This window comes from Variovorax sp. S12S4 (assembly GCF_023195515.1).
Taxonomy (GTDB): Bacteria; Pseudomonadota; Gammaproteobacteria; order Burkholderiales; family Burkholderiaceae_C; genus Variovorax.
Map to the genome: position 1 here is coordinate 1 of NZ_JALPKR020000002.1, position 24,930 is coordinate 24,930.

The window sequence follows — 24,930 nt, forward strand, 5'->3', positions numbered from 1 at the left end:
TCGCGCCCCTCGAGCGCGAACCGGCGCGCGTCCACCTGCACGCTGCCGCCCCGGCCGCTCAGCTCGCAGCGCCCGCCAAGGTCCCTGACCGCCATCTCGACGAGGTTCATCGGCGGTGTGCCGATGAAGCCGGCCACAAAGGCCGAGCGCGGCCGTTCGAAGATCTCCTTGGGCGAGCCCACCTGCTCGATGCTTCCGTCGCGCAGCAGCACGATGCGGTCGGCCAGCGTCATCGCCTCGTGCTGGTCATGCGTCACGTACACGGTGGTGGTCTTCAGTGCCTGGTGCAGCCGGGCGATCTCGATGCGCATGTGGTTGCGCAGCTTGGCATCGAGGTTGGACAGCGGCTCGTCGAACAGGAAGACCTTGGGCGTCTTGATCATGGCGCGCGCAATCGCCACGCGTTGCTGCTGGCCGCCCGAAAGTTCCGCCGGCTTGCGCTGCAGATAGCGCTCCAGCCCGAGCGTGTCGGACACCTCCTTGATGCGGCTGTCGATCTCGGCCTTGGGCACCTTCAAGCGCTTGAGGCCGAAGGCAATGTTGTCGCGCACCGTCATGTGCGGATAAAGCGCGTAGTTCTGGAACACCATGGCAATGCCGCGCTCCTGCGGCGGCAGGTCGTTCACGCGCCGGCCGCCGATCAGCAGGTCGCCGTCGCTGATTTCTTCCAGCCCCGCCAGCATGCGCAGGATGGTCGACTTGCCGCAGCCCGAAGGCCCGAGGAACACGACGAACTCGTTGTCCGACACTTCCAGGTCGAACTGGTGCACGACCTGCGTGTCGCCGTAGCGCTTGATGATGTTGTTGCAGCTGATCGCGGACATGGTCTGCCTTCCGGAAAGTTGATCGGCCCGGCTCATGCGCCGTCCCTTTTGCGCTTGAACGCGGCGTTGAGAAAGCCGCTGAGCACCCCGACCATCAACAGCGGCGGCAGCGACAGCAGGATGACGGAGGCATTCAGAATGCCCCAGGGCACGTCGCGCCCCAGCTGGCTGAGCTCGAGGCGACGATGGGCAGCGTCTTGGCGTCCGAGGTGGTGAGCATCAGCGCAATGAGAAACTCGTTCCACACCAGCACAAAGCCGAAGGCAATGGCCCTGATGAGTGAACGAGCTGCAATCGGCAGCGACACGCGAAAGAAGATGGCGTAAGGCCCGTAGCCGTCGACCCTGCCGGCCTCCTCCACCTCTTTGGGCACCGCCTTGAAAGCCGGAATCGCCAGCCAGATCACGGTGGAGAGCGTGAGCAGCGTGTAGGTCACGATGAGCGCAATGCGGGTGTCGTAGAGCTCCAGTTGCAGCCAGATCACCATCAGCGGAATGGCGACAGCCACCGGCGGCAGGAATCGCATCGACAAGACGAAGAACTGGATGTCGTTGGCCCAGCGCAGCGGATAGCGCGCCAGCGCATAGGCGGCAGGCAGCCCCAGCACTGCGCCAATGACCACAGCCGAGCCGACCACCACCAGCGAGTTGACCAACCCGCTGGCCACGGAATCGCGGCCAAGCACGTAGAGGTAGTTTTCGAGTGTCGGCGTGAAGACGAACTTGGGCACCGCCGAGACGATGTCCACCCGGTTCTTGAACGAGTTGATGAACGTCCACAGCACCGGCACCAGCGCCGAGAGCCCCGCGCCCACCAGCACCAGGCGCGCGAGCAGCGTGCCAAGGGAGAACGGCTTCTTCTTGTTCACGAGGGTCGCGTCCATTTCCAGATGTAGGTGAATGCCACGGTCGAGGCGACCATCATCAGCACCGCCATGCTCGAGGCGTACGAAATGCGGCCCGACTCGATGAAGCCCTGCGAGAACGCGTACATGTCCAGCGTTTCTGTGGAAATGCCGGGCCCGCCGCGCGTCATCACGTAGATCAGGTCGAACGCGCGCAGCGACTCGACCATCTTCACGAAGGTCAGGCTGATGAGCGGCGCCTTCAGCATCGGCAACGCCACGTAGGCGTAGACCTCCCACGTCTTCGCATGGTCCATGCGCGCGGCCTCGAAAGGTTGCGGCGGCAGCGTTTCGAGCAGCTTGAGCACGATGACGGCAAAGAACAGCCCCCACTGCCACACGTCCACGAAGGCCACGGTCAGCAGCGCCGTCACCGGGCTGGCAAGCAGGTCCAGCGGCTCGCCGGTAATCGCCTTGTACGGCCAGGTCAACAGGCCGAACAACGGATGGAAGGCAAATTTCCATACGAAGGCGGCCGACACGCGCGGCAGCAGCACCGGCACGATGAACAGCATCGACAGCACGTTGCGCCAGCGCGGTGTCGCGCATTGGAAGAGCAGCACGCCCAGCAGCACGGCCAGGCCCATGGTGGCGCTGACGGTCAGCACTTCCCACGTCAGCGACACACCCACCGAGTTCAGGAAGCGCCGGTCCAAAAACAGCTGGACATAGTTCGACAACCCCACCCAGCTCGAATCGGCCTGCCCCAGCTCACGGTCCTGCAGCGAGATGACGATGGCAAACAGCGTGGGAACCAGCGCCAGAACCGCCAGCACCAGCAGCCCCGGCCCGATGAAGACGGCCGGGAGCCTTGTCTTGTTGCGCCTTGTCTTCTTCACTTCTTGCGTCGCGCGATCAGCTGCCTGGCGTAGGCGTCGAGTTCGTCCAGCCCGCCCTTGATGTCGCTGCGCGAACCGGTGATCAGTTCTTCGAGAATGATTCCCCAGCGGTCGCCCAGGTCGGGCCAGGCCGCGTCCTGCCAGAAGTTCACCGCCGTGAGCTTGCCGGTGTCCGCCAGCGCCTTGCCCAGGTCGGCGCCGTAGCGCTTGGCGAACTCGGGGCTGCCGAGCACGCTGGTGCGGTTCAGTTCGCCGAACTGGCCTTCGGCAAGGCGACGCTGCTCGTTCTTCTTGGAGGTGGCCCAGGCGATGAACAGGCCCGCGCACTTCTTCGCCTCTTCTGTCTTGTTGGCCTTGGTGCCGATGGCCAGCCCGTGGCCGTAGCCGCCGCCGGTCAGCGGCGAAGGCGGCGGCAGGTAGGCCACCTTGCCGATCACGGTAGACATCTTCGGGTCGAGCGCGTTGCCCGCCAGCGGTGTCGATTCGATCAGCATCGCCACCTTGCCGGCCAGGAATGCGCCCGTGGACTCGTCCCATCCACCGGTCTTCGTGCCCGGCGCCGAATACTTGAACAGTTCGAGATAAGTCTGCGTGGCCTTCACCGCCGCAGGCGAGTTGAACACCGGCTTGTCGCCGTCGAACCACTGGCCGCCGTTGCCGCGGAAGAACGGCATCCAGCGCCATACGTTGGCGCCCGAGCCGCGCTGGCCGCGCAAGGCCACGCCGTAGATCCCGTTGGCGGGGTCGTTGAGCTTCTTCGCGGCGGCGACAAATTCCTCCAGCGTGGCCGGTGGCTTGATGCCGGCCTTTTCGAGCAGGTCCTTGCGGTACACCAGCAGGTCGCCGCCACCGGTGAGCGGCGCGAACCAGGCCTCGCCGCCGAAGGTGGCCACCTTCTGCCGGCCGGGGTCGAAGTCCGCGTAGTCGTAGTCGGCCGGGTAGTACTTCGCTAGCGGCGCAATCCATTTCGACTGCGCGAACAGCGGCACATTGGCCTCGTCGACGTAGTACACGTTGTACTTTCCGACAGTGGAAGCGTCGGCGCGCGTCTTGGTGCGGCGGTCGTTCTCGTTGAGGTTGTCGATGCTGAAGGAGGCGCCGCTCAGGCTCTTGAACTCGTCCTTGTACTTTTCGAGCAGGGTCAGGCCGTCGCGGGGCTGCGACAGCACGCGCACGTCTTCCTTGCAGACCTGGGCCTGCGCCTGACCCCAGGTGGCCAGCGCTGCCAGCAGCATGGTGCCGGCCGTGATGCGGCGTGTGGTTCGAGTCGACATCGTTCGTCTCCTAGTGGCTTGTTGTGGATTGCCGGCAACTTGCCGGCGCGTGGACGGCAGAAGCAGGAGGGACGAAGCGTATGCAGCCGATGCCCGGCGCTGCGTACACGCAGACCGGTTGACTGATATTTTTATGACCAGCCGGCTCGGGGTTTTGCCGGGGGTCAGGGTTGTATCAGGCGAGCAGTTCCGCCATCTTCGACAACGCCGCCTCGGGCGTCGGCGCAATGTGGATCGAGCAGGCCAGCATGAGGTTCAGCGGCTGTCCGAAGTCCTCGACCGCAATGCCGCTGCCGTTTTCGCGCAGCACGCCGGCCGGATCGACCGCGCATGGCAAGGCGGACCTGGCGCGGTCCGCATAGCTGCCTTCCGGAACGCCGTAGATGCGACCGGAATGCCGAGCGCCACCGCGGCGCCAACCTCGAACACCGTGCCCGAATCGGGCTCCAGTCCACGAAAGCACGCCAGATTGGCCACCACGCCGTCGGCACCGCGAAGGCGCAGCATGTTGGCCTCGTAGATGCGCTTTTCGGGAGCTTCGGCGCTCAGCTCCTCGTTGCCGTCGGCCGGCAGCAGGGCCGCAAGCCCCAGCGCCTCGCAGGCCGCTGCAAGCCGCACGAAGTGGTCCCGCGCGTCGGGGCGAAAGACGTCCGGCCCCGCCAGGTAGATGCGCGGGCGTGACGGGGGTTGAGGGTCTTCTTTCATGGACTGCGCATTTTCAAGCCACGGCAGCAACCGGCGTGTTCTGCGCCGTGCGAAGTCCGAACCGGTCTTGCGCCTGGTGCCGGTAAGCCGAGGGTGTCATGCCCTTGAGCTGAAGAAAACGCCGGTTGAAATTGGCGAGGTTCGAAAAGCCCACCTCATAGCAGATGTCGCTCACCAGCCGGTCGGACACTTGCAGCATCTCGCAAGCTTTCGAAATGCGCAGACGGGTGACGAAGTCGGTGAACGTGCTGCCCATGTGCTTGTGAAAGTAGCGCGAGAAGCTGCTTTCGGCCATGTTGGCCACCGCGCACACCGCCGGCAGCGAGAGGTCTTCGGTGAGGTGCTGGTCGAGGTAGTCGAGCACGCGGCGCATGCGCGAGTTGGCGCTCGGGTCTTCGCCCAGCGGGCCTGCGGCACTCGAAATCTGGCGATAGTCTTCCCAGTTGGCGAGCTCGTGCAGCAGGCCGATGAACTCCGACAGCCGGGCCAAACCCTCCTGCGCCTGAACACGCGCAAAGCGCTCCCGCACACGCTCGCCGACACCGAAGAACTCGACGCCGAGCTTCGCGCGGTCGAGCATCGGCAGCACCGCCTCCAGCTCGGGGAACAAGCCCACGCCCTTGCGCAGCGGCTCGTCGCGAAAATGAATGACCATGCTGCGATCGGCAATGCCCTCGGGCGGCACGCCGTCCGAGATCCAGGTGTGCGGCAGGCGCCCGCCCACAAGCGCCACGTAGCCGGGCTCGAAGCGTCCGATGTGGTTGCCGACATAGGCATCGCCGCTGCTGCGGTTGATGATCTGCAGTTCGTACTCGTCGTGGTAGTGCCAGCAGTCGAACGGCCAGGGCACGCCGTGCTGCAGGCAGCGCACGGAGCTCCCGCCCGCCGGCTCGAATCCGAGCCGCGGATCGCGCATGAGTTCATGTTCGAGTTCCGGCTTTCGCGCGGTGTGGTGTCTGCTCATGGCATCTCTCGGGGGTGGCTTGCTTGCCTGTCAGGCCCTGTCGCCTTGCCAAGCCCGGCATCGGCCTGGCTGCGAAACTGCCGCGGCGTCACGCCGTTGCGCAACCTGAACCGGCGGCTGAAGTACACCGCGTCGCCAAAGCCGCACTGCCGCGCGATGTCGGCAATGCGCGCGTTCGACGTCAGCAGCAGTTCCTTCGCGCGCTCCAGGCGGCGTTCGGTCACCAGTTCGGTGAAGGTGCGGTGGGTCTGCTTCTTGAGCAGGTGCGCAAGGTAGTTGGGCGACAGCATGGCGGCCGCGGCGGCATCGTTGAGCGACATCTCTTCGCCCAGGTGCTCGCGCACATAGCGCATCACGCGCTGGAGCGCATCGCGGCTCGAGCAGCGGCCGGTCCGCAGCGCGGCCTGCGCGAGCAGCTGCGCCTCGTGCCGGCTGCAGGCCAGGCCCATCAGCTGCAGCAGAATGCCGCGGATCGCGCCCACGCTGCCGAAGCGCCGCTCGCGGTTCAGCACGGCAAGCTCTTCGAGCCAGCCGAGGATGCGCGCGAAATCGGCGTCGCCGAAATGAAAGTCCATGTACTCCTGGAACAGGAAGGGCGCGAGCTCGGGCTGGCGCGACACGGGCACCTCTTCGAGGTCGAGCGCCTCGACCGGCAGCTCGGGCCAGAGAAACCCCTGGTCGAAGTTCACGATGGCATAGCGGGCGCCGGGGGGTGCGGCACCACGTGCACGCGGTAGGGCAGCACAAAGCTCAGGTGCCCGGCAGTGAACGGGCGCACCGCCCCGCCCACCACCTGCTGCGAGCCGCCATGGATGCTGACCTGGATCTGGAAATACTCGTGCCGGTGCGGCCGCGCCAGCACGTCCCGCGCGCCTTCGAAGCGGATGTCGAAGTCGAGATGGTTCGCGCGCTCCTGCATGCCGTAGAGGCGAAGGCTGGATTGAAGGGCCGACATGGCGCGATGGTAAGCCTTTGCCCCGGGCCTGCCGAGCGGCGGCGGGTGTTGTTTGCGTCCTGTTTTTGCGTAGATGCGTGCGGTAGCGCCGCGCCAGCGCGCTCCAGAATGGCCCGGCTGGCCTCGGCCGGTTTTCATCGCCCAACAAAAGACTCAGGAGACAAAAATCATGTCCAGTTCACGACGCGGGCTGCTGGCCGGCTCTGCCGCCATGGCGGCCGGCGCAGTTGCCGGTTGCGCCCTGCCGGCCGGCGCATCGCGGGCGCCGCAAACGCCCTTCACGGTTGCGCAGACCACGGTTCCGATCGTCGGCAGCGAGCAGGCGTTTCCGGTGCGGCGCATCTACTGCATCGGCCGCAACTATGCGGCCCACGCGCGCGAAATGGGCTCCGACCCGACCCGCGAGCCGCCGTTCTTCTTCCAGAAGCCGGCGGACGCGATCCAGGTCGTGATGCCCGGCACCGTGGCCGACCATCCGTACCCGACGCTCACCAAGAACTATCACTACGAGGTGGAACTGGTCGTGGCCCTTGCCAAGGGCGGCCGCAACATCGCGCCCGCGGATGCGCTGGGGCTGGTCTACGGCTATTCGCTCGGCCTGGACATGACCCGCCGCGACCTGCAGCGCGAAATGGGCGACCAGAAAAAGCCCTGGGAAATCGGCAAGAGCTTCGACCATTCGGCGCCCATCGGCCCGATTCATCCGGTGGCGAAGGTCGGGCACTACACCGACGGGTCGATCTGGCTCAAGGTGAACGGCCAGACCAAGCAGAACGCCACGCTCAAGCACATGATCTGGTCGGTGGCGGAGCAGATCAGCCGCCTGTCGCAGGCGTTCGAGCTGATGCCCGGCGACATCATCTATTCGGGCACGCCGGAAAACGTGGGCCCTGTGGTGCGCGGCGACGTGATCGAGATCCACATCGACGGGCTGCCGAACCTTTCGGTCCGGATCGTCTGAGGAATTGGCCGGCTCAGCTGCCGGCCACCTTCATGCGGTTGACCAGCACCGAGCCCGTGGTCTTGGCGCCGAAGGTGTAGGCATCGGCGCCAATGGCCTCGATGCCCATCAGCATGTCCTTCAGGTTGCCGGCGATGGTGATCTCCTGCACCGGAAAGGCGATGCGCCCCTTCTCGACCCAGAAGCCGCTGGCACCGCGCGAATAGTCGCCGGTCACGTAGTTCACGCCCTGCCCCATCAGCTCGATCACGAAGAGGCCCGTGCCCAGCTTGGCGAGCATGGCGTCCAGGTCGTCGCCGGCCTTGGTGAGGCGCGAACTCAGCGTGAGGTTGTGCGAGCCGCCGGCGTTGCCGGTGGTTTTCATGCCGAGCTTGCGGGCCGAATAGGTCGACAGGAAGTAGCCTTCGAGCCGGCCGGCATCCACCACCTTGCGCGCGCGGGTTTTCACGCCTTCGTCGTCGAACGGCGAGCTGCCCTTGCCGCGCGGGATGTGCGGGTCTTCGGCCACGTCCACGTGCTTGGGCAGCACCGGTTTACCGAGCGAATCGAGCAGGAAGGTGCTCTTGCGGTAGAGCGCCCCGCCGCTCACGGCCTGCACCAGCCCGCCCAACAGGCCCACGGCCAGCGGCGACTCGAACAGCACCGGGCATTCGGTGGTCTTGATCTTGCGCGACTTCAGCCGGCTCAGCGCCCGCTCGGCGGCGTAGCGGCCCACGGCTTGCGGGCTGGCCAGCTCGTCGGCCGAGCGCATGGAGCTGTACCAGGAGTCGCGCTGCATGTCGTCGCCCTTGCCGGCGATGGGTGCAACCGAAATCGAATGCCGCGAACTGGCGTAGCCGCCGCGAAAACCGTGCGTGTGGGCGCTGAAGAAGTGGCTCTGCTGGGCCGAAACGCCCGCGCCTTCGCTGTTGGTGATGCGCTTGTCGGTCGAAAGCGCCGCGGCTTCGCATTCCAGCGCCAGCTTGGCGGCCTGCTCGCTCGTCACGTCCCAGGGATGGAACAGGTCGAGTTCGGGGTGGTCCTTGGCAATGTCTTCCTCGTCGGGAAGGCCGCTCACCGGGTCTTCGGCCGTGAAGCGGGCAATGTCGTAGGCCGCTTGCACGGTCTGGGCGATGGCGGCCTCCGAAAAGTCGGAGGTGCTGGCGTTGCCGCGGCGGTGGCCCACGTAGACCGTGATGCCCAGCGACTTGTCGCGGTTGCGCTCCACGTTTTCGAGCTCGCCTTTGCGGACCGAGACGCTGAGGCCGCAGCCCTCGGAGGCCTCGGCGCCGGCATCGGTTGCACCGAGCTTTTTGGCGTGGGCCAGGGCCGAGTCGACCAGGTTTTCGAAGAAGGAGCGGCTGTAGGCGAAGCCGGAATCGGCGCGCGAGGAAGATGTCGTCATGTGGTGGCTATGATACTTGCGCCCCCTATTTTCCGTTTCCCCGGCTCGCCCATTTGCATTGCACGCGTTGCAACGCTGCACGTGGCGGCCCAGAATCCACCCCATGTCCCGCAAACCCAAAAAGGCTATTTCGTCCGTGGCCAGTTCGTTGCCGAAGGCAGCGAGCTCGACCTGGAGCTCAAGCGCGAGCTCAAGGGCACCGACGAAGCCAGCCGTACCGACCTGAAGCGCGAAAGCGACGAACTGCAAAAGCTGGGCACCGAACTTCTCGGCCTGCGCGCCGGCCTGTTCGACGCGCTGCCGCTGGACGAAAAGCTGATCGACGCCGTGGCCGAGGCCAAGCGCATCACCAATTTCGAGGGCAAGCGCCGCCAGATGCAGTTCATCGGCAAGCTGATGCGCAAGCTCGAGCCCGAAGTGCTGGAGGCCGTGAAGCAGGCCCTGGCCGAGCAGAACACCGTGCCCGCGGCCGAAGCCGCCGCCCTGCACGAGGCCGAACGCTGGCGCGACCGGCTGATTGCCGACGACGACGCGCTGGGCGGCTGGATCGAAACCCACCCCGGCACCGATTCGCAGCAGCTGCGCGCCCTGGTGCGCCAGGCCCGCAAGGACCTGAAGGCCGGCCCGCCGGGCGAAGCGCCGCGACAGGGCAAGGCTTACCGCGAGATCTTCCAGCTGGTGCGTGCGCAGCTGGCGGTGCATGGCGGTGCGGACCACGCTGCGGCGGCCGCCGCGCAGGACCGGGAAGAGGACGCATGAGCCACTTGCCTTTCTCCCTCCCTCCCGGGGAGGGCCGGGGTGGGGGCAAGCGGCGCATCCATCAGGCACCCTGGCTGCCCCCATCCCAACCTTCCCCGGAAGGGGAAGGATCAACACCATGAGCACACCTGACTCCATCCGCATCGGCATCGTCTCCATCAGCGACCGCGCCTCCAGCGGCACCTACGAAGACAAGGGCCTGCCTTCGCTGAAAGAATGGCTCGGCCGCGCGCTGAAGAACCCGATCGATTTCGAAGCGCGGCTCATTCCCGACGAGGCGGCGCTCATCAGCGCCACACTGATCGAGCTGGTGGACGCCGGCTGCTCGCTGGTGCTGACCACCGGCGGCACCGGCCCGGCCCTGCGCGACGTAACGCCAGAAGCCACGCTGGCCGCGGCCCACAAGGAAATGCCCGGCTTCGGCGAACAGATGCGCCAGATCAGCCTGCGCTTCGTGCCCACGGCCATCCTGTCGCGTCAGGTGGCGGTCATCCGCGACAAGAGCCTGATCATCAACCTGCCGGGGCAGCCGAAGTCGATTGCGGAAACGCTCGAAGGGCTGAAGGATGCCGACGGCAAGCAGCTCGTGCCGGGCATCTTCGCGGCGGTGCCCTATTGCATCGACCTGATCGGCGGGCCGTACCTGGAGACCGACGATTCGGTCTGCAAGGCCTTCCGGCCGAAGTCGGCCATCAGGAACTGAGAACCCGGGCTTCGCGCCCGGCTTCCTCGTCGCGCCGGTGCGCCATGCGGTACAGCAGCGGCAGCACCAGCAACGTCAGAGCAGTCGACGACAGGATGCCGCCGATCACCACCGTCGCCAGCGGCCGCTGCACCTCGGCGCCGGTGCCGGTGGCAATCGCCATCGGCACGAAGCCCAGCGAAGCCACCAGCGCTGTCATCAGCACCGGCCGCAACCGCGTGAGCGCACCTTCGCGAATTGCCGCATCGAGCGGCAACCCGCCCTCGCGCAGGTTGCGAATGAACGAAATCATCACCAGCCCGTTGAGCACCGCCACGCCCGAAAGCGCGATAAAGCCCACCGCCGCCGAAATCGACAACGGTATGCCGCGCAGCCACAGCGCCACGATGCCGCCCGTGAGCGCGAACGGAATGCCGGTGAACACCAGCAAGCCGTCCTTCAGGTTGCCGAACATCGCGAACAGCAGCGTGAACACCAGCAGCAGCGACACCGGCACCACCACCTGCAGCCGCTCGGTGGCCGAGGCCAGGTTTTCGTATTGGCCGCCCCATGCGGTCCAGTAGCCCGGCGGAATGCTCACCTTGCGCATGGCCTCTTCGGCCTCGGCCACGAAGGAGCCGAGGTCGCGGCCACGCACATTGGCGCTCACCACGATGCGGCGCTTGCCGTCCTCGCGGCTCACCTGGTTGGGGCCCGGCGCAAGCTCCAGCGTTGCCACCTCGCCCAGCGGAATGAAGCTGGTGCGCTGCTGAGCCTCGGCGCCAGCGCCCCTGGGCAGTGCGATCGGCAAGCGCTTGATCGCCTCCAGGTCGGTGCGCAGGTTTTCGGGCAGGCGCACGAGGATGTCGAAGCGCCGGTCGCCCTCGAACAGCGTGCCCGCCTCGCGGCCGCCCACTGCAATGGAAATCGCCTCTTGCACCTCGCCCACGTTGAGGCCGTAGCGCGCGGTCTTGTCGCGTTCGATGTTCACGGTGAGCATCGGCAGGCCGGTGGTCTGCTCGACCTTCACTTCTGCGGCACCTGAGATCTTGCTCAACGTTTCCGACACCTCGGCCGCCGTCTTGTCCAGCACCGCCATGTCGTCGCCGAAGATCTTCACGGCCACGTCGCTGCGCACACCCGAGATCAGTTCGTTGAAGCGCAGCTGGATCGGCTGCGAGAACTCGTAGTTGTTGCCCGGCAGCTTTTCAACCTCTTCCTGCACTGCGGCCAGCAGCTCGGCGCGAGTGCGGCGAGATGCACCTTGAGGCGCCGGCCACTCGCTCTCGGGCTTCAGCATGATGTAGCCGTCGGAGATGTTCGGCGGCATGGGGTCCGACGCAATCTCGGCCGTGCCGGTGCGCGCGAACACGCGCTCGATCTCCGGAAACTTTTCTTTCAGCGTGCGTTCGATCTGCTTTTGCATTTCGACCGACTGCGTGAGGCTGGTGCCCGGTATACGCAGCGCCTGCACCGCAAAGTCGCCCTCGCCCAAGCTCGGCACAAACTCCGTGCCCAGCCGCGTGGCCAGCAGGCCCGAAAGCACCACCGCGACACAAGCCATGGTGATGACCAGCGGCTTGGCCGTCATCACGCGCGCCAGCAGCGGCTCGTAGCCGCGCCTGGCCCACTGCATCAGGCGGTTTTCCTTCTCGCTCACCCTGTTGCCGATGAAGAGCGCCACGGCTGCCGGAATGAAGGTGATCGACAGGATCATCGCGCCCAGCAGCGCAATCACCACGGTGAAAGCCATCGGGTGGAACAGCTTGCCCTCCACGCCCGTGAGCGCAAAGATCGGCAGGTACACGATCATGATGATCAGCTGGCCGAACAGCAGCGGTCGGCGCGCCTCCTGAGAGGCCGCGAACACTTCATGGAAGCGCTCGCTGCGCGTGAGCGGCCGCCCGAGCTTTGCCTGCGCATGCGCGAGGCGCCGCACGCAGTTCTCCACGATCACCACCGCCCCGTCGATGATGATGCCGAAGTCCAGCGCGCCCAGGCTCATGAGGTTGGCGCTGACCTTCTGGTTCACCATGCCGGTGAAGGTGAACAGCATCGACAGCGGAATGACCAACGCCGTGATGAGCGCCGCGCGGATGTTGCCGAGAAAGAGAAACAGCACCGCGATGACCAGCACCGCGCCTTCGAAGAGGTTCTTCTTCACCGTGGCAATGGCCTTGTCGACCAGCACGGTGCGGTCGTACACCGTGACCGCCTTCACCCCGGCGGGCAAGGTGCGGTTGATCTCCTGCATCTTTTTATCGACCGCCTGCGACACGGTACGGCTGTTCTCGCCGATCAGCATGAACACCGTGCCCAGCACCACCTCGCGGCCGTTGTCGGTGGCGGCGCCGGTGCGCAGTTCCTGGCCGATGCCCACTTCGGCCACATCCCGCACGCGCAGCGGAATGCCGTTGGCGTTGCCCAGGATCACGTTGCCGATGTCTTCGGCCGACTTGGCCTGCCCCGGCACACGAATGAGGTACTGCTCGCCGCGCTTCTCGATGTAGCCCGCGCCCACGTTGGCGTTGTTGCGCTCCAGCGCGGTGACCAGCTCGGTCATGGTGAGGCCGTGCGCCAGCAGCTTGGCGGGATCGGGCGCAACCTGAAACTCCTTGGCGTAGCCGCCGATGGAGTTGATCTCGGTCACGCCCTTCACGTTGCGCAGCTGCGGCTTGATGATCCAGTCCTGGATCTCGCGCAGGTCGGTCGGCGTGTAGGGCGTGCCGTCGGCCTTCCTTGCGCCCTCGTCTGCCTCCACCGTCCAGAGATAGATCTCGCCGAGGCCGGTCGAAATGGGCCCGATCACCGGCGAGATGCCGGCCGGCATGCTCTCGCGCGCCGACTGGATGCGCTCGTTCACCAGCTGGCGCGCAAAGTAGATGTCGGTGCCGTCCTCGAAGATCACCGTCACCTGCGAAAGGCCGTAGCGCGAAAGCGAGCGCGTCTGCTGCAGGCCGGGCAGGCCGGCCATCACCGTCTCGATGGGATAGGTCACGCGCTGCTCGGCCTCGAGCGGCGAATAGCCCGGTGCGGCCGTGTTGATCTGCACCTGCACGTTGGTGATGTCTGGCACGGCGTCGATAGGCAGCTTCTGGTAGCTGAAGATACCGAGCGCGGCCATGCCGAGCACGGCCAGCAACACCAGCCAGCGCTGTTCGATGGAAAACCGGATGACTCGTTCGAACATGCGGCGTCCTCAGTGGGTGTGCGTGGCAGAGCTCTTGCCCTGCTGCGACTTGACGACGAAGCTGCCGCTGCCCGCATGGGCTGCGCCGGGCGCAAGGCCACCCACGATCTCGATGCGCTGGCCGTCGCTGCGGCCGGTCTGCACATGCTGGGGCACAAAGCCGCCTGGCACTCGCAGGAACACGGTCGGTTTGTCTTCCACCGTTTGCACGGCTTCGGCCGACACCGCCACTGGGGCGTTCGCTTCGGACGAAACCAGCTCCACGTTCACGAACAGCCCTGGCCGCCACATGCGCTGCGGGTTGGTCAGGGTGACGCGCGCAGTGGCCGTGCGCGTTTGCGCGCCGATGAGCGAGCCCACGTACGACACCGTGCCGCTGGCCGCCTGCTCGAAGGCGCTCGATCGAATGGTCGCCGGCTCGCCGATGCGCACCAGGTTCAGCTGGTTGGCGGCCACGCTGATCTCGGCCCACACGGTCGAAAGATCGGAAATGGTGAACACGCTGGCGTCTTCCTTCACCGCTTCGCCGAGCGAGATGTGCTTTTCGACCACCATGCCGTCGAAGGGTGCGCGCAGCTCGTAGCGGCCCAGGGCCGACGAGGCCGGCGTGGCGCCCAGCGCCAGCAGCTTCTGGTTGGCGTTGGCCACGGCAATCTGCGCCTCCTGCATGGCCTGCTCCGCCTGCAGGTAGTCCTGCTGGGCAGAAATCTTTTCTTCCCACAGCTTCTTCTCGCGCTGGTAGGTGGTGCGGGCCAGCTCGAGCCGGCGCTGCGCCGTCTGCAGCTCGCTGCGCTGCTCCGACAGCGCCGGGCTGGAGAGCACGGCCAGCACCTGGCCGCGCTTCACTTCCTGCCCAAGGTTGGCCGATACGCTTTCGACCACGCCGCCCACGCGCGGCACCACGTGGGCGAGTCGGTCCTCGTTGAACTTGATCTCGCCCGGCAGTTGCAGCAACGACTTGATGCGCGCGGGGCCGGCGTTCTCCACAGCCACGCCCGCGGCCTTGATCTGCTCGTCGGTGAAGGCGATCTTTCCCTCCTGTTCGTTGCGCCCTTCCTTGCGCCCTTCCTTGCGCCCTTCCTTGTGCTCTTCCTTGTGCCCTTCCGTGTGCTCGCCCTTCTTCTCTTCCTTGCCGTCCTCGCCGGAGGCGTGGCCATGCCCGTGGTCATGGTCATGGCCGTGGTCCTTCTCTTCTCCCTTGCCTTCTTCCTCATGGTGCTCGCCCTCGGCATGCTCGGCCGCTTCCGAATGCCCCAAGCCTTCAGGCTTGGCCGGCGCGGTACGCAAGATCAGCGCGCCTGCGGCGATGCCGGCGACCAGCACGACCACGATCGCCATCCATTGCTTCTTGCCGATGCGCCCCGCGGGCGTGTTTCGCTCTTCCGTATTCATGATGTGGTTTCCTTGTCAGCGTGCGGCATCCGCCGTACGCGGGGTTTCGTCGGCCTCGGTGCCCAGCAGCCGGTCTAGCTCGCTGGCCGCGCGATGCGCGTCGGCCACGGCCATCAGGTACTGGTTGCGCACCTGGAAGTGCGTGCGCTGCGCATCGAGCGCTTCGAGAAAGCTGAACTTGCCGAACTCGAAGCCCTTGGCGGCAGCCTTGTAGGCGGCCTCGGCGCCGGGCAGTGCATCGCGCTGCAGCGTCTCGGCGGCGGCGCGCGCCGAACGCAGGCGCTCGGTGGCTTGCGCCACATCGGCACCCAGCTGCAGCTCGGCCGCGGCAAGGTCGTCCCGCGCCTTCTCTTCGCGGCTCAACGCCTCGGCCACGTTGCCGCGGTTGGTGTCGAAGATTGGCAGCGGTACCGACACGCCCACCACCACCTGGTTGCGGCCGTTGCTGCTGCCCATGCCTTCGTCGGCCGGCACACGCTTGGCGCCGAGCGACACGGTGACGTCGGGCACGCGCCGCGCCTGCTCCAGTTGCGAAAGCGCCTGGCGCCGCTCGACCTCGAGCCGTGCCTGGCGCAACATGGGCGCCGCGGCAAGCCGCCTCTCCACGTCCTGCGCCAGTGCAAGCGGCGGCGGCCGATCGACCGCACCCTCTGCCTGCGTGAAGCGCGGATCGGGGTTGCCCCACAGCGCGGCGACCTGGCGGCGCGCCGAGCGCAATGCGCCCTCGGCCTGCTGCAGTTCGACCTGGATGCCGGCCTCTGCCACGCGCGAGCGCGTCTCTTCGAGCGGCGGAACCTTGCCCGCCGCCACGCGGTTGGCGGCTGCGCGGGTGGCCGCTTGCGCAAGGCCCAACGAATCCTGCATCAGCCGCAGGCGCTCCTGCGCAGCCAGCACGTCGAAGAACAGCGTGATGGTCGATGCACGCAGCTCCGAACGCCGCGCAAGCAACGCCGATGCGGCCTGGTCGCGCGCACGTTCGGCCGCCGCCACGCGGGCTGCGCGCTTGCCGCCCAGCTCGACGGGCTGGCTCAGCAGCAGCGTGGTGGTGCGGTTGCCCCGGCGCAGGTCTTCCACCTGCGCCTCGAGCACGGGGTTAGGCCATGCGCCCGCCTGCAGCACGGCGGCATCGGTGGCCTCCTGCTCGCGCGCGGCGGACGAAAGCCCGGGGTTGGCCCGTTGTGCGAGCGCGATGGCGCTGCGCAGGTCCAGCGGGCCCGCGGGCTCCACTGTTCTTGCAGCAGCCTGCCGCAGCAGCGGCGAAGGATTGGAACCGGCATCGGTTTGTGAAAATGCCGGGGGCGCCGCCAAGGCCATGACGGCCAGCGGCACGAAGAGCGTGCGCATCGAATTCTCCTGGGTTGCAAAACAACGGGCGAGGGAATTCGGCGAGAGCTCAGCTGATGCGGGGTATCAGGGGTAAGGGTTGTCTCTCGCCGAATCAAGCGGCGAGAGGTCTTGCAGGGCGCACAGGCACTTCGGAGATATGCGAGACAAAGTGCTCCGCTCGCATGACACGCAATGCCCGCGCGAGCGCAGGCAGGCCTTGCCCCTGCTCTGCCGCTGACGGCAGATGCTGCGCATGGCCCAGGTGGCAGGCCGCGCAGTCGCCGAGCACGGCGTTGGGTTGCGTGCCCGGGCTCTTCTGCGTGTCGTCGGCACGGGTACCGCCGTGGCTGCCCGCCTCGGACGGGTGCTCATGGTGGCCCCAATGGCGGGGCTGCACATCGCGCTCGTGCTGGCAATACGCCGCAGATGCCGCCCAGCTGAACTGGAACGGCAGCAGGAACAGCAAGAAGATCTGGAGCCAGCGGCGCATGGTTCCAAAAAGTATATCGGCGGCACGTGGCACGGCTCCTGCATTGCCCCTTCGAGTCGCAGGCCCGCGGCGCAATGTATGACACGGGGCCGGCGCCCAGTCCGTCGTTCGAAACGACAGGTTCGCACCCGCCTTCCACCCACCCCCAACTAACATCCGTCGATGCGAATTCTGGTCATTGAGGGCGAGCCCCAGCTCGGCGATGAGCTGAAGAAGGGCCTGGAGGAAAACGGGTACGCAGTCGACATTGCGCGCGATGGCGCCAAGGGCCGCTACCTTTCCGCGCAGCACGACTACGCGTTGATCCTGCTCGACGCGGTGCTTCCCGGTGCCGACGGCTTTGCGCTGCTGCGCGCGCTGCGGCGGACCAGCACCGTGCCCGTGCTGGTGCTCACGGCGCGGGACAAGGTCGAAGACCGGGTGAACGGCCTGCGGCTGGGCGCAGACGATTACCTGGTGAAGCCCTTCGCCTTGCCGGAGCTGCTGGCGCGCGTACGCATCCTGGTTCAACGCGGCAAGCCGAACGAGCCGACCACCTTCCGGCTGGCTGACCTGGAACTCGACCTTGCAAGCGGCAAGTGCGTTCGCAACCACCGGCGCATCGAACTCACGGCAAAGGAGTCCGCGCTGCTGGCGGTGCTGCTGCGCAACAGGGGGCATATCGTCTTGCGCAGCACGCTCGCCGAAGAAGTGTGGGACAGCACGCTCGACAGCGACACCAACGTGCTCGAGGTGGCCATTCGCAGGCTGCGCGCCAAGATCGACGACCCTTTCGACCTGAAGCTGCTGCACACGGTGCGCGGCAGCGGCTACGTGCTCGAAGACCGTTCCTGGCCTTGAACACGCATGCTGGGCCGTACCCGCTGTTGACTAGGGCTCTGCGCGGGCCGGCGTTTCGTCTGCGGCGGCGGGCGCCTTGGTGCGGCCCATCACCAGGTTGATCAGCGGCCCCGTCATCGCGGTAGTCACCAGCGCCATCACCAGCAGCATGGTGAAGAGCTCGGGCCCGATCAAGCCGGCGTCCAGGCCGATCTTCATCACGATGAGCTCCATCAGCCCGCGCGCATTCATGAGCGAACCGGTGGCAAGGCTGTCGCGCCATCCGTAGCCCGCCATGCGCGCGCCGATGGCCCCACCGGCCAGCTTGCCGATGGTGGCCACGCCGACGATCAGCAGCATTGCGCCCACGCTCGCGCCCGTAAAGGCATTGGCGGTGGTTCCCAGCCCCGCCAGCGCGAAGAACAGCGGCATCAGCACCACGATGGAAATCGGCTCGATGCGCTCGGTGAGCGAATTCAGCAAACGGTCGTCGCGCGGCAGGCAGGCGCCGAACAGGAAGGCGCCGAACACGGCATGCAGGTGCAGCCATTCGGTTGCCAGTGCGCACACCAGGAGGCCGATCATCAGCGAGGCCATCATGGTGGTCGAAGGCTCGCCGTTGGGCGCGCGCGTGCGCAGCAGCCATGCGAAGGCCGGCTTCATGCCGAAGAACAGCACAGCCAGCAGCACGACCACGCCTGCCGTGGTCTTGAGCAGGCCGGTGTAGCCCTCGCCCGCGCCCGCGAGGGCCACCACCAGCGCCAGCAAGATCCACGCGAACACGTCGACCACCGCCGCCGCGCTCAGCGAAAGCTGGCCGAATGGCGTGCGCGTGAGCCCGCGGTCTTTCAGGATGCGCGCCATCACAGGAAACGCGGTTATCGAAAGCGCCGCTGCCATGAACAGCGCAAACGGCCAGAAGCCCACCCCCGCCGGCGCCAGCGACGGATGCAAGGCCGGCGAGATTGCAATGCCCAGCACCATCGGCACGGCAACGCTGAGCGCCCCCACGTAGCCGGCGGCCTTCAGCTGCGCGCGCACGCCCTGCGCGGCCCGCAGTTCGAGCCCCACCACGAACATGAAGAGCACCAGGCCCACCGTCGAAAGCGACGACAGCCCCTCGAGGTGGCTCTTGGAAAAGCTGCGCATGCAGCGAAGGAAACAGCGCCCCCATGACGACCGGCCCGAGCATGAGGCCGGCCGCCATTTCGCCGACCACGCTCGGCTGGCCCACGTGGCGAAGCACCCAGCCGCAGATGCGCGCTGTGCTCAGGATGACGATGAGTTGCAGCAGGAGAGAGGTGGCGGACATGGACCAGAGCGCGGGTGAAGGGGAATACGCGATGTTAGTTTTGTTCAGACGCTTCGAACCAACGATCGGCCCATTGATTGAGCGGCTTGAGCCGCTTGACGAGTTCACCGCCCGATTCGGTCAGCACGTAGCCCGCGTCGGCCAGCGCAACGATGCCGCCCGCGCGCAGTTCCTTGAGCCGGTCGTTCAGCACCGAGGGCGACATGTCACCCGTGCTCACACGCAAGGCCCTGAAGCTTTGCGGCATGCCATCGCGCAGTTCCCACAAGATGCGCAGCGTGCCCTTGCGGCCCAGTTGCTCGAGCAGCCGCATCACCGGTCGGCGCGATGCAGCAGGGGCCATTGGTTCATGCGGGGCTTCGGCTTTGCTCATGAGGCGAGTTTCAAAAAATCAGGTCCTGGGCTTCTCTTGCGCTACGCATTTCGTAGCGATAGACTGCAAACGTCGCTACGCTTTTCGTAGCGATTTGAACCGCATTCTACGAAGGATTCGACCATGACGACCCTCGCGGCAACAGACAACAGCGCGCCCCGCATCCGGCCGCTCGAAGCGCCTTACCCCGAACCGATTGCCGACCTGCTGGCGCGAATGAACCCGCCCGGAAGAGCAGAAGTTCTAGCGCTGTTCCGCGTGCTGGCCATCAACCCCGAACTGGCCGAGCGCACGCTGGGACTCGGCCGCTATCTTCTCGGCCGCAAAGCCGCAATCGACCTGCGCGACCGCGAGGTGGTGATCACGCGCGTGTGCGCGCGCTGCGGCGCGGAGTACGAATGGGGTGTGCACATCGCGGCGTTTGGCGATGCAGCCGGTTTCAGCGCCACCGACAGGCGCGTGATGGCCTCGGTCACCGAAGACCTCGAACTGCTCGCACCCCGGGACCGCCTGCTGGTTCAGCTGGTCGATCAGCTGCACGACACCAGCCATGTGGACGACGCGCTGTGGGAGGCTCTGGGCGCCCACTGGAGCCCACCGCAGCTCATCGAGCTGATGATGCTTGCGGGCTGGTACCACGCCGTGAGCTACGTGTGCAACGCGGCGCGCGTGCCGCTTGAAAAATGGGCCGCACGCTGGTGAGGCCAGGCTTTCGATCGCCTGCTCCCCGGTAGCCTCAGCCGCCGTCACTCGCCTTCGGCATGCGCATCAACCGCAGTCCGTTGGCCACCACCAGCAGGCTCGCCCCCATGTCCGCGAACACCGCCATCCACATGGTGGCGCTGCCGAACACCGCAAGCACGAAGAACACGCCCTTGATGCCCAGCGCCAGCGTGATGTTCTGCCACAGCACCGAGTGCGCCCGGCGCGACAGGCGAATGGTCTCGGGCAGGCGGCGCAGGTCGTCGTTCATGATGACCACGTCCGCCGCCTCCATGGCCGTGTCGGTGCCGGCGCCGCCCATTGCAAAGCCGATGTCCGCCTGGGCGAGCGCGGGCGCATCGTTGATGCCGTCGCCCACCATGCCGGCCACGCCGTGGCGCTGCTGGAGCGCCTTGACAGCGTCGAGTTTTTCTTCGGGCAGCAGGTTGCCACGCACGTCGTCGATGCCCGCATGCGCGCCGATGGCCCGGGCCGTGGCGGCGTTGTCGCCGGTCAGCATCACGGGCGTGACGCCGAGCGAGCGAAGCTCGGCCATGGCGGCCTGCGAAGAGGGCTTGATGGTGTCGGCCACCGCAAACAGCGCGAGCACCTCCTGGCCGGAGGCCAGCAGCGTGACGGTGCGCCCGGCTTCTTCATGGCGCTTCAGCTCGGCTTCGAGCGCCGGGGTGCACAGCCCCCGCTCCTCGATCAACCGATGGTTGCCGAGCACATAGGCTTGGCCCCCGTGCGTGGCCTGTACGCCGCGCCCCGGCAGGGCCGTGAAGTCTCCGACCTCCAGCGCTTCGATCTCCAGGCCCTCGGCAATGGCCTTGGACACGGGGTGATCAGAACGGCTTGCGATGCTTGCCGCAACCGCAAAGACCGCATCCTTGTCAGCCGCGGTCCCGATCAGGCTCGACTCGACCAGCCGCGGCTTGCCTTCGGTGATGGTGCCCGTCTTGTCGAGCGCCACCGCCTTCAGCTTGCGCGCCTCTTCGAGGTAGGTGCCGCCCTTGATCAGAATGCCGCGCCGCGCCGCCGAAGCCAGCGCGCTCACCACGGTGACGGGCGTCGAAATGACGAGCGCGCAAGGGCACGCGATGACCAGCAGCACCAGCGCCTTGTAGACGGCCTGCAGCCAGGTCCAGCCCATGAGCCAGGGCGTGAGCACCGCCACGGCAATGGCCAGCACGAAGACAGCGGGCGTATAGACCGACGCGAACTTGTCGACGAAGCGCTGCGTGGGCGCACGTGAGCCTTGCGCCTCTTCGACCGCATGGATGATGCGGGCCAGCGTGGTGTTGGCTGCCACCGCCGTCACGCGGAATTCAAGCGCGGCCGTCTGGTTGATGGTGCCCGCGAACACCGCATCGCCAGCCGACTTGTCGACCGGAATGCTCTCGCCGGTGACGGGTGCCTGGTCGATGGCGCTGGTTCCCTGGGTGACGACGCCGTCCAGCGGCACGCGCTCGCCGGGGCGGATGCGCACAACGGCGCCCAGCGCCACGGTGTCGGCCTTCGCCGTATTCCAGCTGCCGTCGGGCTGCCGCACTCGGCCTGCTCGGGCGCCAGCGCCAGCAGCCCCTGGATGGCATTGCGCGCGCGATCGACGGCACGGGCCTCGATCATTTCGGCAATGGCATAGAGCGCCATCACCATCGCGGCCTCGGGCCATTGGCCTATCAGGAAGGCACCCGTCACGGCCACGGCCATCAGTGCATTGATGTTCAGCCGCCCGCGCACCAGTGCCGCAAAGCCCTTCTTGTAGGTATCGAGCCCGGCCAGGCCGATGGCTCCGAGCGCAAGCGCCATCTCCATCGCAGTGAACCCGGCGCCCTCCGGCGCGAGAAAGGAAATCGTCTCGGCCGCGATGGCCAGCACCAGCGCGGCAACCAGCCGCATAAGTTCCGGCGTCATGAAGCCGGTGGCGCGCGCCGTTCCGTCGGCGGCAGGCTGCCCGCCCGCCACGTCGTTCAGCGGCTCGGGCTTGAACCCCGCCTTGCGAATGGCGGCCAGCGCATCGGGCAACGTGGCCTCATCGGCCGTAATGGCCATGGTGCGTTCGCCGAGCCGGAAGCGCAGCCCGCTGATGCCCTGAACGGGCTCGAGCGCGCGCCGGATTTCCGACTCTTCCACGGCGCAGTCCATCGTGGGAATACGAAAGAGCAAGGCGCCCTTCGGAACATCGGCGGTGTCGACAGCTGCGATGGGGGCGGCGGTCGTTGATCCACACGCGGAGTTGCCGCAGCAGGCCGTTTCGGCAGGCGCGTGGGCGTGCGGCGCCAAGGGTTTCAGGGCATTCTGGTTCGTCATGAAGACAATTGGAAACCCTGAAGCAGGTGTAGAGTCAAACGACAAATTCCTTCACTTCGTTCTTGCCGCATCATGAAAATCGGAGAACTGGCCAAGGTCGCGAACACGCCGGTCGAAACCATCCGCTATTACGAGCGCGAGCAGCTGCTGCCCGAGCCGGCGCGCACCGAAGGCAACTACCGCATCTACGACGACGAGCACGCGCAACGGCTGGGCTTTATCCGCCGCTGCCGTTCGCTGGACATGACGCTCGATGAAATCCGCAGCCTGCTGCGGTTCCGCGATGCGCCGGGCGAAGACTGCGGCCAGGTCAACCAGCTGCTGGACGACCACATCGGCCACGTGGCCGCCCGCATCTCGGAACTGAAGCTGCTGGAAAAGCAGCTGAAGGCGCTCCGCCAGCAATGCTGCGGGGCCGAGTCGGCGCAGAACTGCGGCATCCTGCAAGAGCTGGACACCGCCACGCTCGCCACGGAGCCCTTCGGGCAGCACGCGGGGCATGTGCACGGCTCGCTGCACAGCACATCCGCCAAACGCTCGTCTTGATATGCCCTGACGTGATCCAGGGCGCGATCACATCGACCGCGTGCTCACACGCGAAGCAACCCGCGAAAGCCTCTTGCCGCGTAGTAAGACTGGGCACCGTTGTGATACACGAACACCTTGCCATAGCGGTAGTCGCCGAAGAGCGCTCCGCCAAGTGAGCGAACGTCAGGCGGCGTCTTGATCCAGCTGGAAGTCTTCGCATCGAACTTGCCGAGCTTCTGCAGCTCCCGGTACTGCTCTTCCGTCAACAGCTCGATGCCCATGGCGGCCGCCATGCCGAGCGCGTTGTCCTGCGGCTTGTTTTCCTTGCGCGCGTCGAGCGCCTCACGGTCATAGCAGAGGCTCCGGCGGCCTGTCGGGCTCTCGGGGGCGCAGTCGCAGAACACGATTTGCCCGGTTTTCTTGTCCTGGCCGATCACGTCCGGCTCACCGCCGGTTTCTTCCATGGCGCCAATCGACTTCACCGCAGCGGGGTTGCTTTCGAGCCTTGCCTGAACGTCGGCCCATGCGACGCCCTTGTGGCGTTGCATGTGCTTCTCGAAGCGGGCTTGCAATGTCTGGAGCAGTTCTTGCGTCTTCATGGTTCTGCTATTTGCCTATGAGCTGGGTGAGCTTCTCCGCCTCGAAGCTCTCGTCGCGCGCCGCGTCGCAGGGCACGCAGTCCTTGGTGCCGGGGTGCGCGGACAGCTTCTCGATGGCCTGCCAAAGCAGCGCGATCTGGTGCTCCTGCCCCGCGGCACTGTCGATCAACCCGCGCATGGCCTGGCTGAGCGGGTCGTCCTCCTGCGTGATGCCGTAGGCCGAGAACTTCTGCGGCGCAGCGACATCGGCGCTCTCGCCCGCCTTCGACGGAATGATGCGCGCGGGAATGCCCACCGCCGTTGCCCCGGCAGGCACCGGCTTAATGACCACCGCGTTGCTGCCGATCTTGGCGCCGTCGCCAACCTCGAAGCCGCCCAGCACCTTGGCGCCCGCGCTCACCACCACGTTGCGCCCCAGCGTCGGGTGGCGCTTGGCGCCCTTGTAGAGCGAGGTGCCGCCCAGCGTCACGCCCTGGTAGATGGTGCAGCCGTCGCCGATCTCAGCGGTTTCGCCCACCACCACGCCCATGGCATGGTCGAAGAACACCCGCTCGCCGATCTTGGCGGCCGGGTGAATCTCGATGCCCGTGAGCCAGCGGGCCACATGCGCGATAAAGCGGGCCGGCCACTTGAAACCGTGCGTCCAACAAGCGTGCGCCCAGCGATGCAGCACCACGGCATGAAAGCCGGGGTAGACCGTGATCACTTCCCAGGCGCTGCGCGCGGCCGGGTCGCGTTCGAGGATGCACCGGATGTCGGCGCGCAAACGAGAGAACATCGCTGCCTTTGTTGTCGTTATATCGATAGGGGCCGCGCAGTCTAAAGCCGGCAGTCTTTCGCGCACGCGCGATGGGGTTTTAGCCCTTGCGCGGGCCGTTTGCGGCGTCGGCCATGGCCTTGGCGATGCCCCGCAGGATGTGGATCTCTTCGGGCGTGGGCTGGGCGCGGTTGAAAAGCTGCTGAAGCCGGGGCATCAGCTTCTTCGGCGCCTCGGGGTCCAGAAAGCCGATGTCCACCAATGAGCGCTCCCAGTGCTCGAGCATGCCCGCCACCGCCTTCGCATCGGCCGCCTGCACCGGCGCCGTGGCGTCGCGCACCGCGTAGCCGCCCAGCGCAAGGCGCCATTCATAGGCAATCACCTGGATGGCCGCCCCCAGGTTGAGAGAGCCGAACTTCGGGTCGGTGGGAATGCTCAGGGCCACGTTGCAGCGGTAGACGTCTTCATTGCGCATGCCAAAACGCTCGGAACCGAAGAGAAAAGCCACATGCTGGTCGCCCTGCTGTGCCAGCGGCTCCAGGTGTTCCCGCGGGGTGCGCGTGGGCGGGCCGAAGTCGCGCGGCACCATGGCGGTGGCGCACAGGTGGGTCACCCCGTCGAGCGCCTCGTCCAGCGTTTCGACGATGCGGGCGTTGTTCAGCACGTCGAGCGCGCCGCTGGCCCGCTGGATGGTTTCTTCCCGCCGCAGCACGTTGGCCCACCGGGGCGTTACCAGCACCAGGTCGTCGAAACCCATGGTCTTCATGGCGCGGGCGGCGGCGCCCACATTGCCTGCGTGGCTGGTCTGGATCAGGATAAAACGGGTGCGCATGGAGGGTTTGGAGGCACGAAACGGGCGGAGCCGGTAAAATGACCGA

At 66.5% G+C, this 24,930-nt stretch carries 21 protein-coding genes and 4 pseudogenes; 6 read left to right on the forward strand and 19 right to left on the reverse strand.

The genetic code is table 11. The annotated features are described in order from the left end of the window. From M0765_RS00240 to M0765_RS00275, 8 genes and pseudogenes are all read right to left on the reverse strand, one after another. Nucleotides 1-824: ABC transporter ATP-binding protein (locus tag M0765_RS00240; RefSeq protein ID WP_258501338.1), on the reverse strand; the 824-nt coding region annotated here is incomplete at its 3' end. Nucleotides 825-856: 32 nt separating this feature from the next. After that, nucleotides 857-1,707 (reverse strand): annotated as a pseudogene (locus M0765_RS00245) (carbohydrate ABC transporter permease). Beyond that, nucleotides 1,689-2,567 (reverse strand): carbohydrate ABC transporter permease, encoded by an 879-nt coding sequence (locus M0765_RS00250; RefSeq protein WP_258501340.1) that lies wholly within the window; start codon nucleotides 2,565-2,567, stop codon nucleotides 1,689-1,691. Before M0765_RS00250 ends, M0765_RS00245 begins: the two are co-directional and overlap by 19 nt. Next, complete coding sequence (locus M0765_RS00255) at nucleotides 2,564-3,841, reverse strand: ABC transporter substrate-binding protein (protein WP_258501341.1); 1,278 nt, start codon at nucleotides 3,839-3,841, stop codon at nucleotides 2,564-2,566. Before M0765_RS00255 ends, M0765_RS00250 begins: the two co-directional genes overlap by 4 nt. Before the next feature lie 175 nt (nucleotides 3,842-4,016). Next, a complete protein-coding gene (locus tag M0765_RS29355) occupies nucleotides 4,017-4,151 on the reverse strand; it encodes a hypothetical protein (protein ID WP_258501343.1) in 135 nt (44 codons plus the stop codon). After that, nucleotides 4,097-4,546, reverse strand: coding sequence for a nucleoside 2-deoxyribosyltransferase (locus M0765_RS00265; RefSeq protein ID WP_258501344.1), 450 nt, complete (start codon nucleotides 4,544-4,546; stop codon nucleotides 4,097-4,099). Before M0765_RS00265 ends, M0765_RS29355 begins: the two co-directional genes overlap by 55 nt. A gap of 13 nt (nucleotides 4,547-4,559) precedes the next feature. Beyond that, a complete protein-coding gene (locus M0765_RS00270) occupies nucleotides 4,560-5,510 on the reverse strand; it encodes an AraC family transcriptional regulator (RefSeq protein ID WP_258501345.1) in 951 nt (316 codons plus the stop codon). Next, a pseudogene (locus M0765_RS00275) lies at nucleotides 5,507-6,429 on the reverse strand (AraC family transcriptional regulator). The gene M0765_RS00270 and the pseudogene M0765_RS00275 overlap by 4 nt, the downstream one beginning before the upstream one ends. Before the next feature lie 205 nt (nucleotides 6,430-6,634). Between M0765_RS00275 and M0765_RS00280 the strand changes: the two are divergent. Continuing rightward, nucleotides 6,635-7,426: a fumarylacetoacetate hydrolase family protein gene (locus tag M0765_RS00280; RefSeq protein WP_258501347.1), complete on the forward strand. Its 792-nt coding sequence runs from the start codon at nucleotides 6,635-6,637 to the stop codon at nucleotides 7,424-7,426. Between the two features lie 13 nt (nucleotides 7,427-7,439). On the opposite strand, the gene pmbA is transcribed toward M0765_RS00280, so the two are convergent. After that, the gene (pmbA, locus tag M0765_RS00285) at nucleotides 7,440-8,810 is read right to left on the reverse strand and encodes a metalloprotease PmbA (RefSeq protein ID WP_258501348.1); all 1,371 of its coding nucleotides are present in this window, start codon (nucleotides 8,808-8,810) and stop codon (nucleotides 7,440-7,442) included. A 103-nt stretch (nucleotides 8,811-8,913) separates the two neighbouring features. Here pmbA and yjgA point away from each other — a divergent pair. After that, nucleotides 8,914-9,569 (forward strand): annotated as a pseudogene (gene yjgA / locus M0765_RS00290) (ribosome biogenesis factor YjgA). A 118-nt stretch (nucleotides 9,570-9,687) separates the two neighbouring features. Continuing rightward, nucleotides 9,688-10,272, forward strand: a complete 585-nt coding sequence (gene mog, locus M0765_RS00295) for a molybdopterin adenylyltransferase (protein ID WP_258501349.1) — start codon at nucleotides 9,688-9,690, stop codon at nucleotides 10,270-10,272. On the opposite strand, the gene M0765_RS00300 is transcribed toward mog, so the two are convergent. From M0765_RS00300 to M0765_RS00315, 4 genes are all read right to left on the reverse strand, one after another. After that, nucleotides 10,262-13,441: a CusA/CzcA family heavy metal efflux RND transporter gene (locus M0765_RS00300; protein WP_258501351.1), complete on the reverse strand. Its 3,180-nt coding sequence runs from the start codon at nucleotides 13,439-13,441 to the stop codon at nucleotides 10,262-10,264. The genes mog and M0765_RS00300 overlap by 11 nt on opposite strands. Nucleotides 13,442-13,450: 9 nt before the next feature. Next, nucleotides 13,451-14,833, reverse strand: coding sequence for an efflux RND transporter periplasmic adaptor subunit (locus M0765_RS00305; protein WP_258501352.1), 1,383 nt, complete (start codon nucleotides 14,831-14,833; stop codon nucleotides 13,451-13,453). A 15-nt stretch (nucleotides 14,834-14,848) separates the two neighbouring features. Next, a complete protein-coding gene (locus tag M0765_RS00310) occupies nucleotides 14,849-16,177 on the reverse strand; it encodes a TolC family protein (RefSeq protein ID WP_258501353.1) in 1,329 nt (442 codons plus the stop codon). A 94-nt stretch (nucleotides 16,178-16,271) separates the two neighbouring features. Beyond that, on the reverse strand, nucleotides 16,272-16,649 hold the full coding sequence (locus M0765_RS00315) for a hypothetical protein (protein ID WP_258501355.1): 378 nt from the start codon (nucleotides 16,647-16,649) through the stop codon (nucleotides 16,272-16,274). A gap of 162 nt (nucleotides 16,650-16,811) precedes the next feature. On the opposite strand from M0765_RS00315, the gene M0765_RS00320 reads away from it, so the two are divergent. After that, entirely contained in the window at nucleotides 16,812-17,489 is a 678-nt protein-coding gene (locus M0765_RS00320; protein WP_258501356.1) for a response regulator, read from the forward strand. 30 nt (nucleotides 17,490-17,519) lie between these two features. Here the strand turns inward: M0765_RS00320 and M0765_RS00325 are convergent, their stop codons facing one another. Beyond that, nucleotides 17,520-18,617 (reverse strand): cation:proton antiporter, encoded by a 1,098-nt coding sequence (locus M0765_RS00325; RefSeq protein ID WP_258501357.1) that lies wholly within the window; start codon nucleotides 18,615-18,617, stop codon nucleotides 17,520-17,522. A 197-nt stretch (nucleotides 18,618-18,814) separates the two neighbouring features. Next, complete coding sequence (locus M0765_RS00330) at nucleotides 18,815-19,153, reverse strand: winged helix-turn-helix transcriptional regulator (RefSeq protein WP_258501283.1); 339 nt, start codon at nucleotides 19,151-19,153, stop codon at nucleotides 18,815-18,817. A gap of 123 nt (nucleotides 19,154-19,276) precedes the next feature. Here M0765_RS00330 and M0765_RS00335 point away from each other — a divergent pair, with 123 nt between their 5' ends. After that, the gene (locus M0765_RS00335) at nucleotides 19,277-19,855 is read left to right on the forward strand and encodes a carboxymuconolactone decarboxylase family protein (RefSeq protein ID WP_258501285.1); all 579 of its coding nucleotides are present in this window, start codon (nucleotides 19,277-19,279) and stop codon (nucleotides 19,853-19,855) included. 34 nt (nucleotides 19,856-19,889) lie between these two features. On the opposite strand, the pseudogene M0765_RS00340 reads toward M0765_RS00335, so the two are convergent. Then, a pseudogene (locus M0765_RS00340) lies at nucleotides 19,890-22,168 on the reverse strand (heavy metal translocating P-type ATPase). Nucleotides 22,169-22,240: 72 nt separating this feature from the next. On the opposite strand from M0765_RS00340, the gene cadR reads away from it, so the two are divergent. Further along, nucleotides 22,241-22,714, forward strand: coding sequence for a Cd(II)/Pb(II)-responsive transcriptional regulator (gene cadR, locus M0765_RS00345; RefSeq protein WP_258501287.1), 474 nt, complete (start codon nucleotides 22,241-22,243; stop codon nucleotides 22,712-22,714). A gap of 44 nt (nucleotides 22,715-22,758) precedes the next feature. On the opposite strand, the gene M0765_RS00350 is transcribed toward cadR, so the two are convergent. From M0765_RS00350 to M0765_RS00360, 3 genes are read right to left on the reverse strand one after another with little or no spacing between them, the layout of a single operon-like run. Beyond that, a complete protein-coding gene (locus M0765_RS00350; RefSeq protein ID WP_258501288.1) occupies nucleotides 22,759-23,295 on the reverse strand; it encodes a DUF4256 domain-containing protein in 537 nt (178 codons plus the stop codon). 7 nt (nucleotides 23,296-23,302) lie between these two features. Continuing rightward, the gene (cysE, locus tag M0765_RS00355; protein ID WP_258501334.1) at nucleotides 23,303-24,094 is read right to left on the reverse strand and encodes a serine O-acetyltransferase; all 792 of its coding nucleotides are present in this window, start codon (nucleotides 24,092-24,094) and stop codon (nucleotides 23,303-23,305) included. Nucleotides 24,095-24,152: 58 nt separating this feature from the next. Then, nucleotides 24,153-24,884 carry an RNA methyltransferase gene (locus tag M0765_RS00360; RefSeq protein WP_126746107.1) on the reverse strand — a complete coding sequence of 244 codons (732 nt, stop codon included), beginning with the start codon at nucleotides 24,882-24,884 and terminating at the stop codon, nucleotides 24,153-24,155. Between the last annotated feature and the right edge of the window lie 46 nt (nucleotides 24,885-24,930).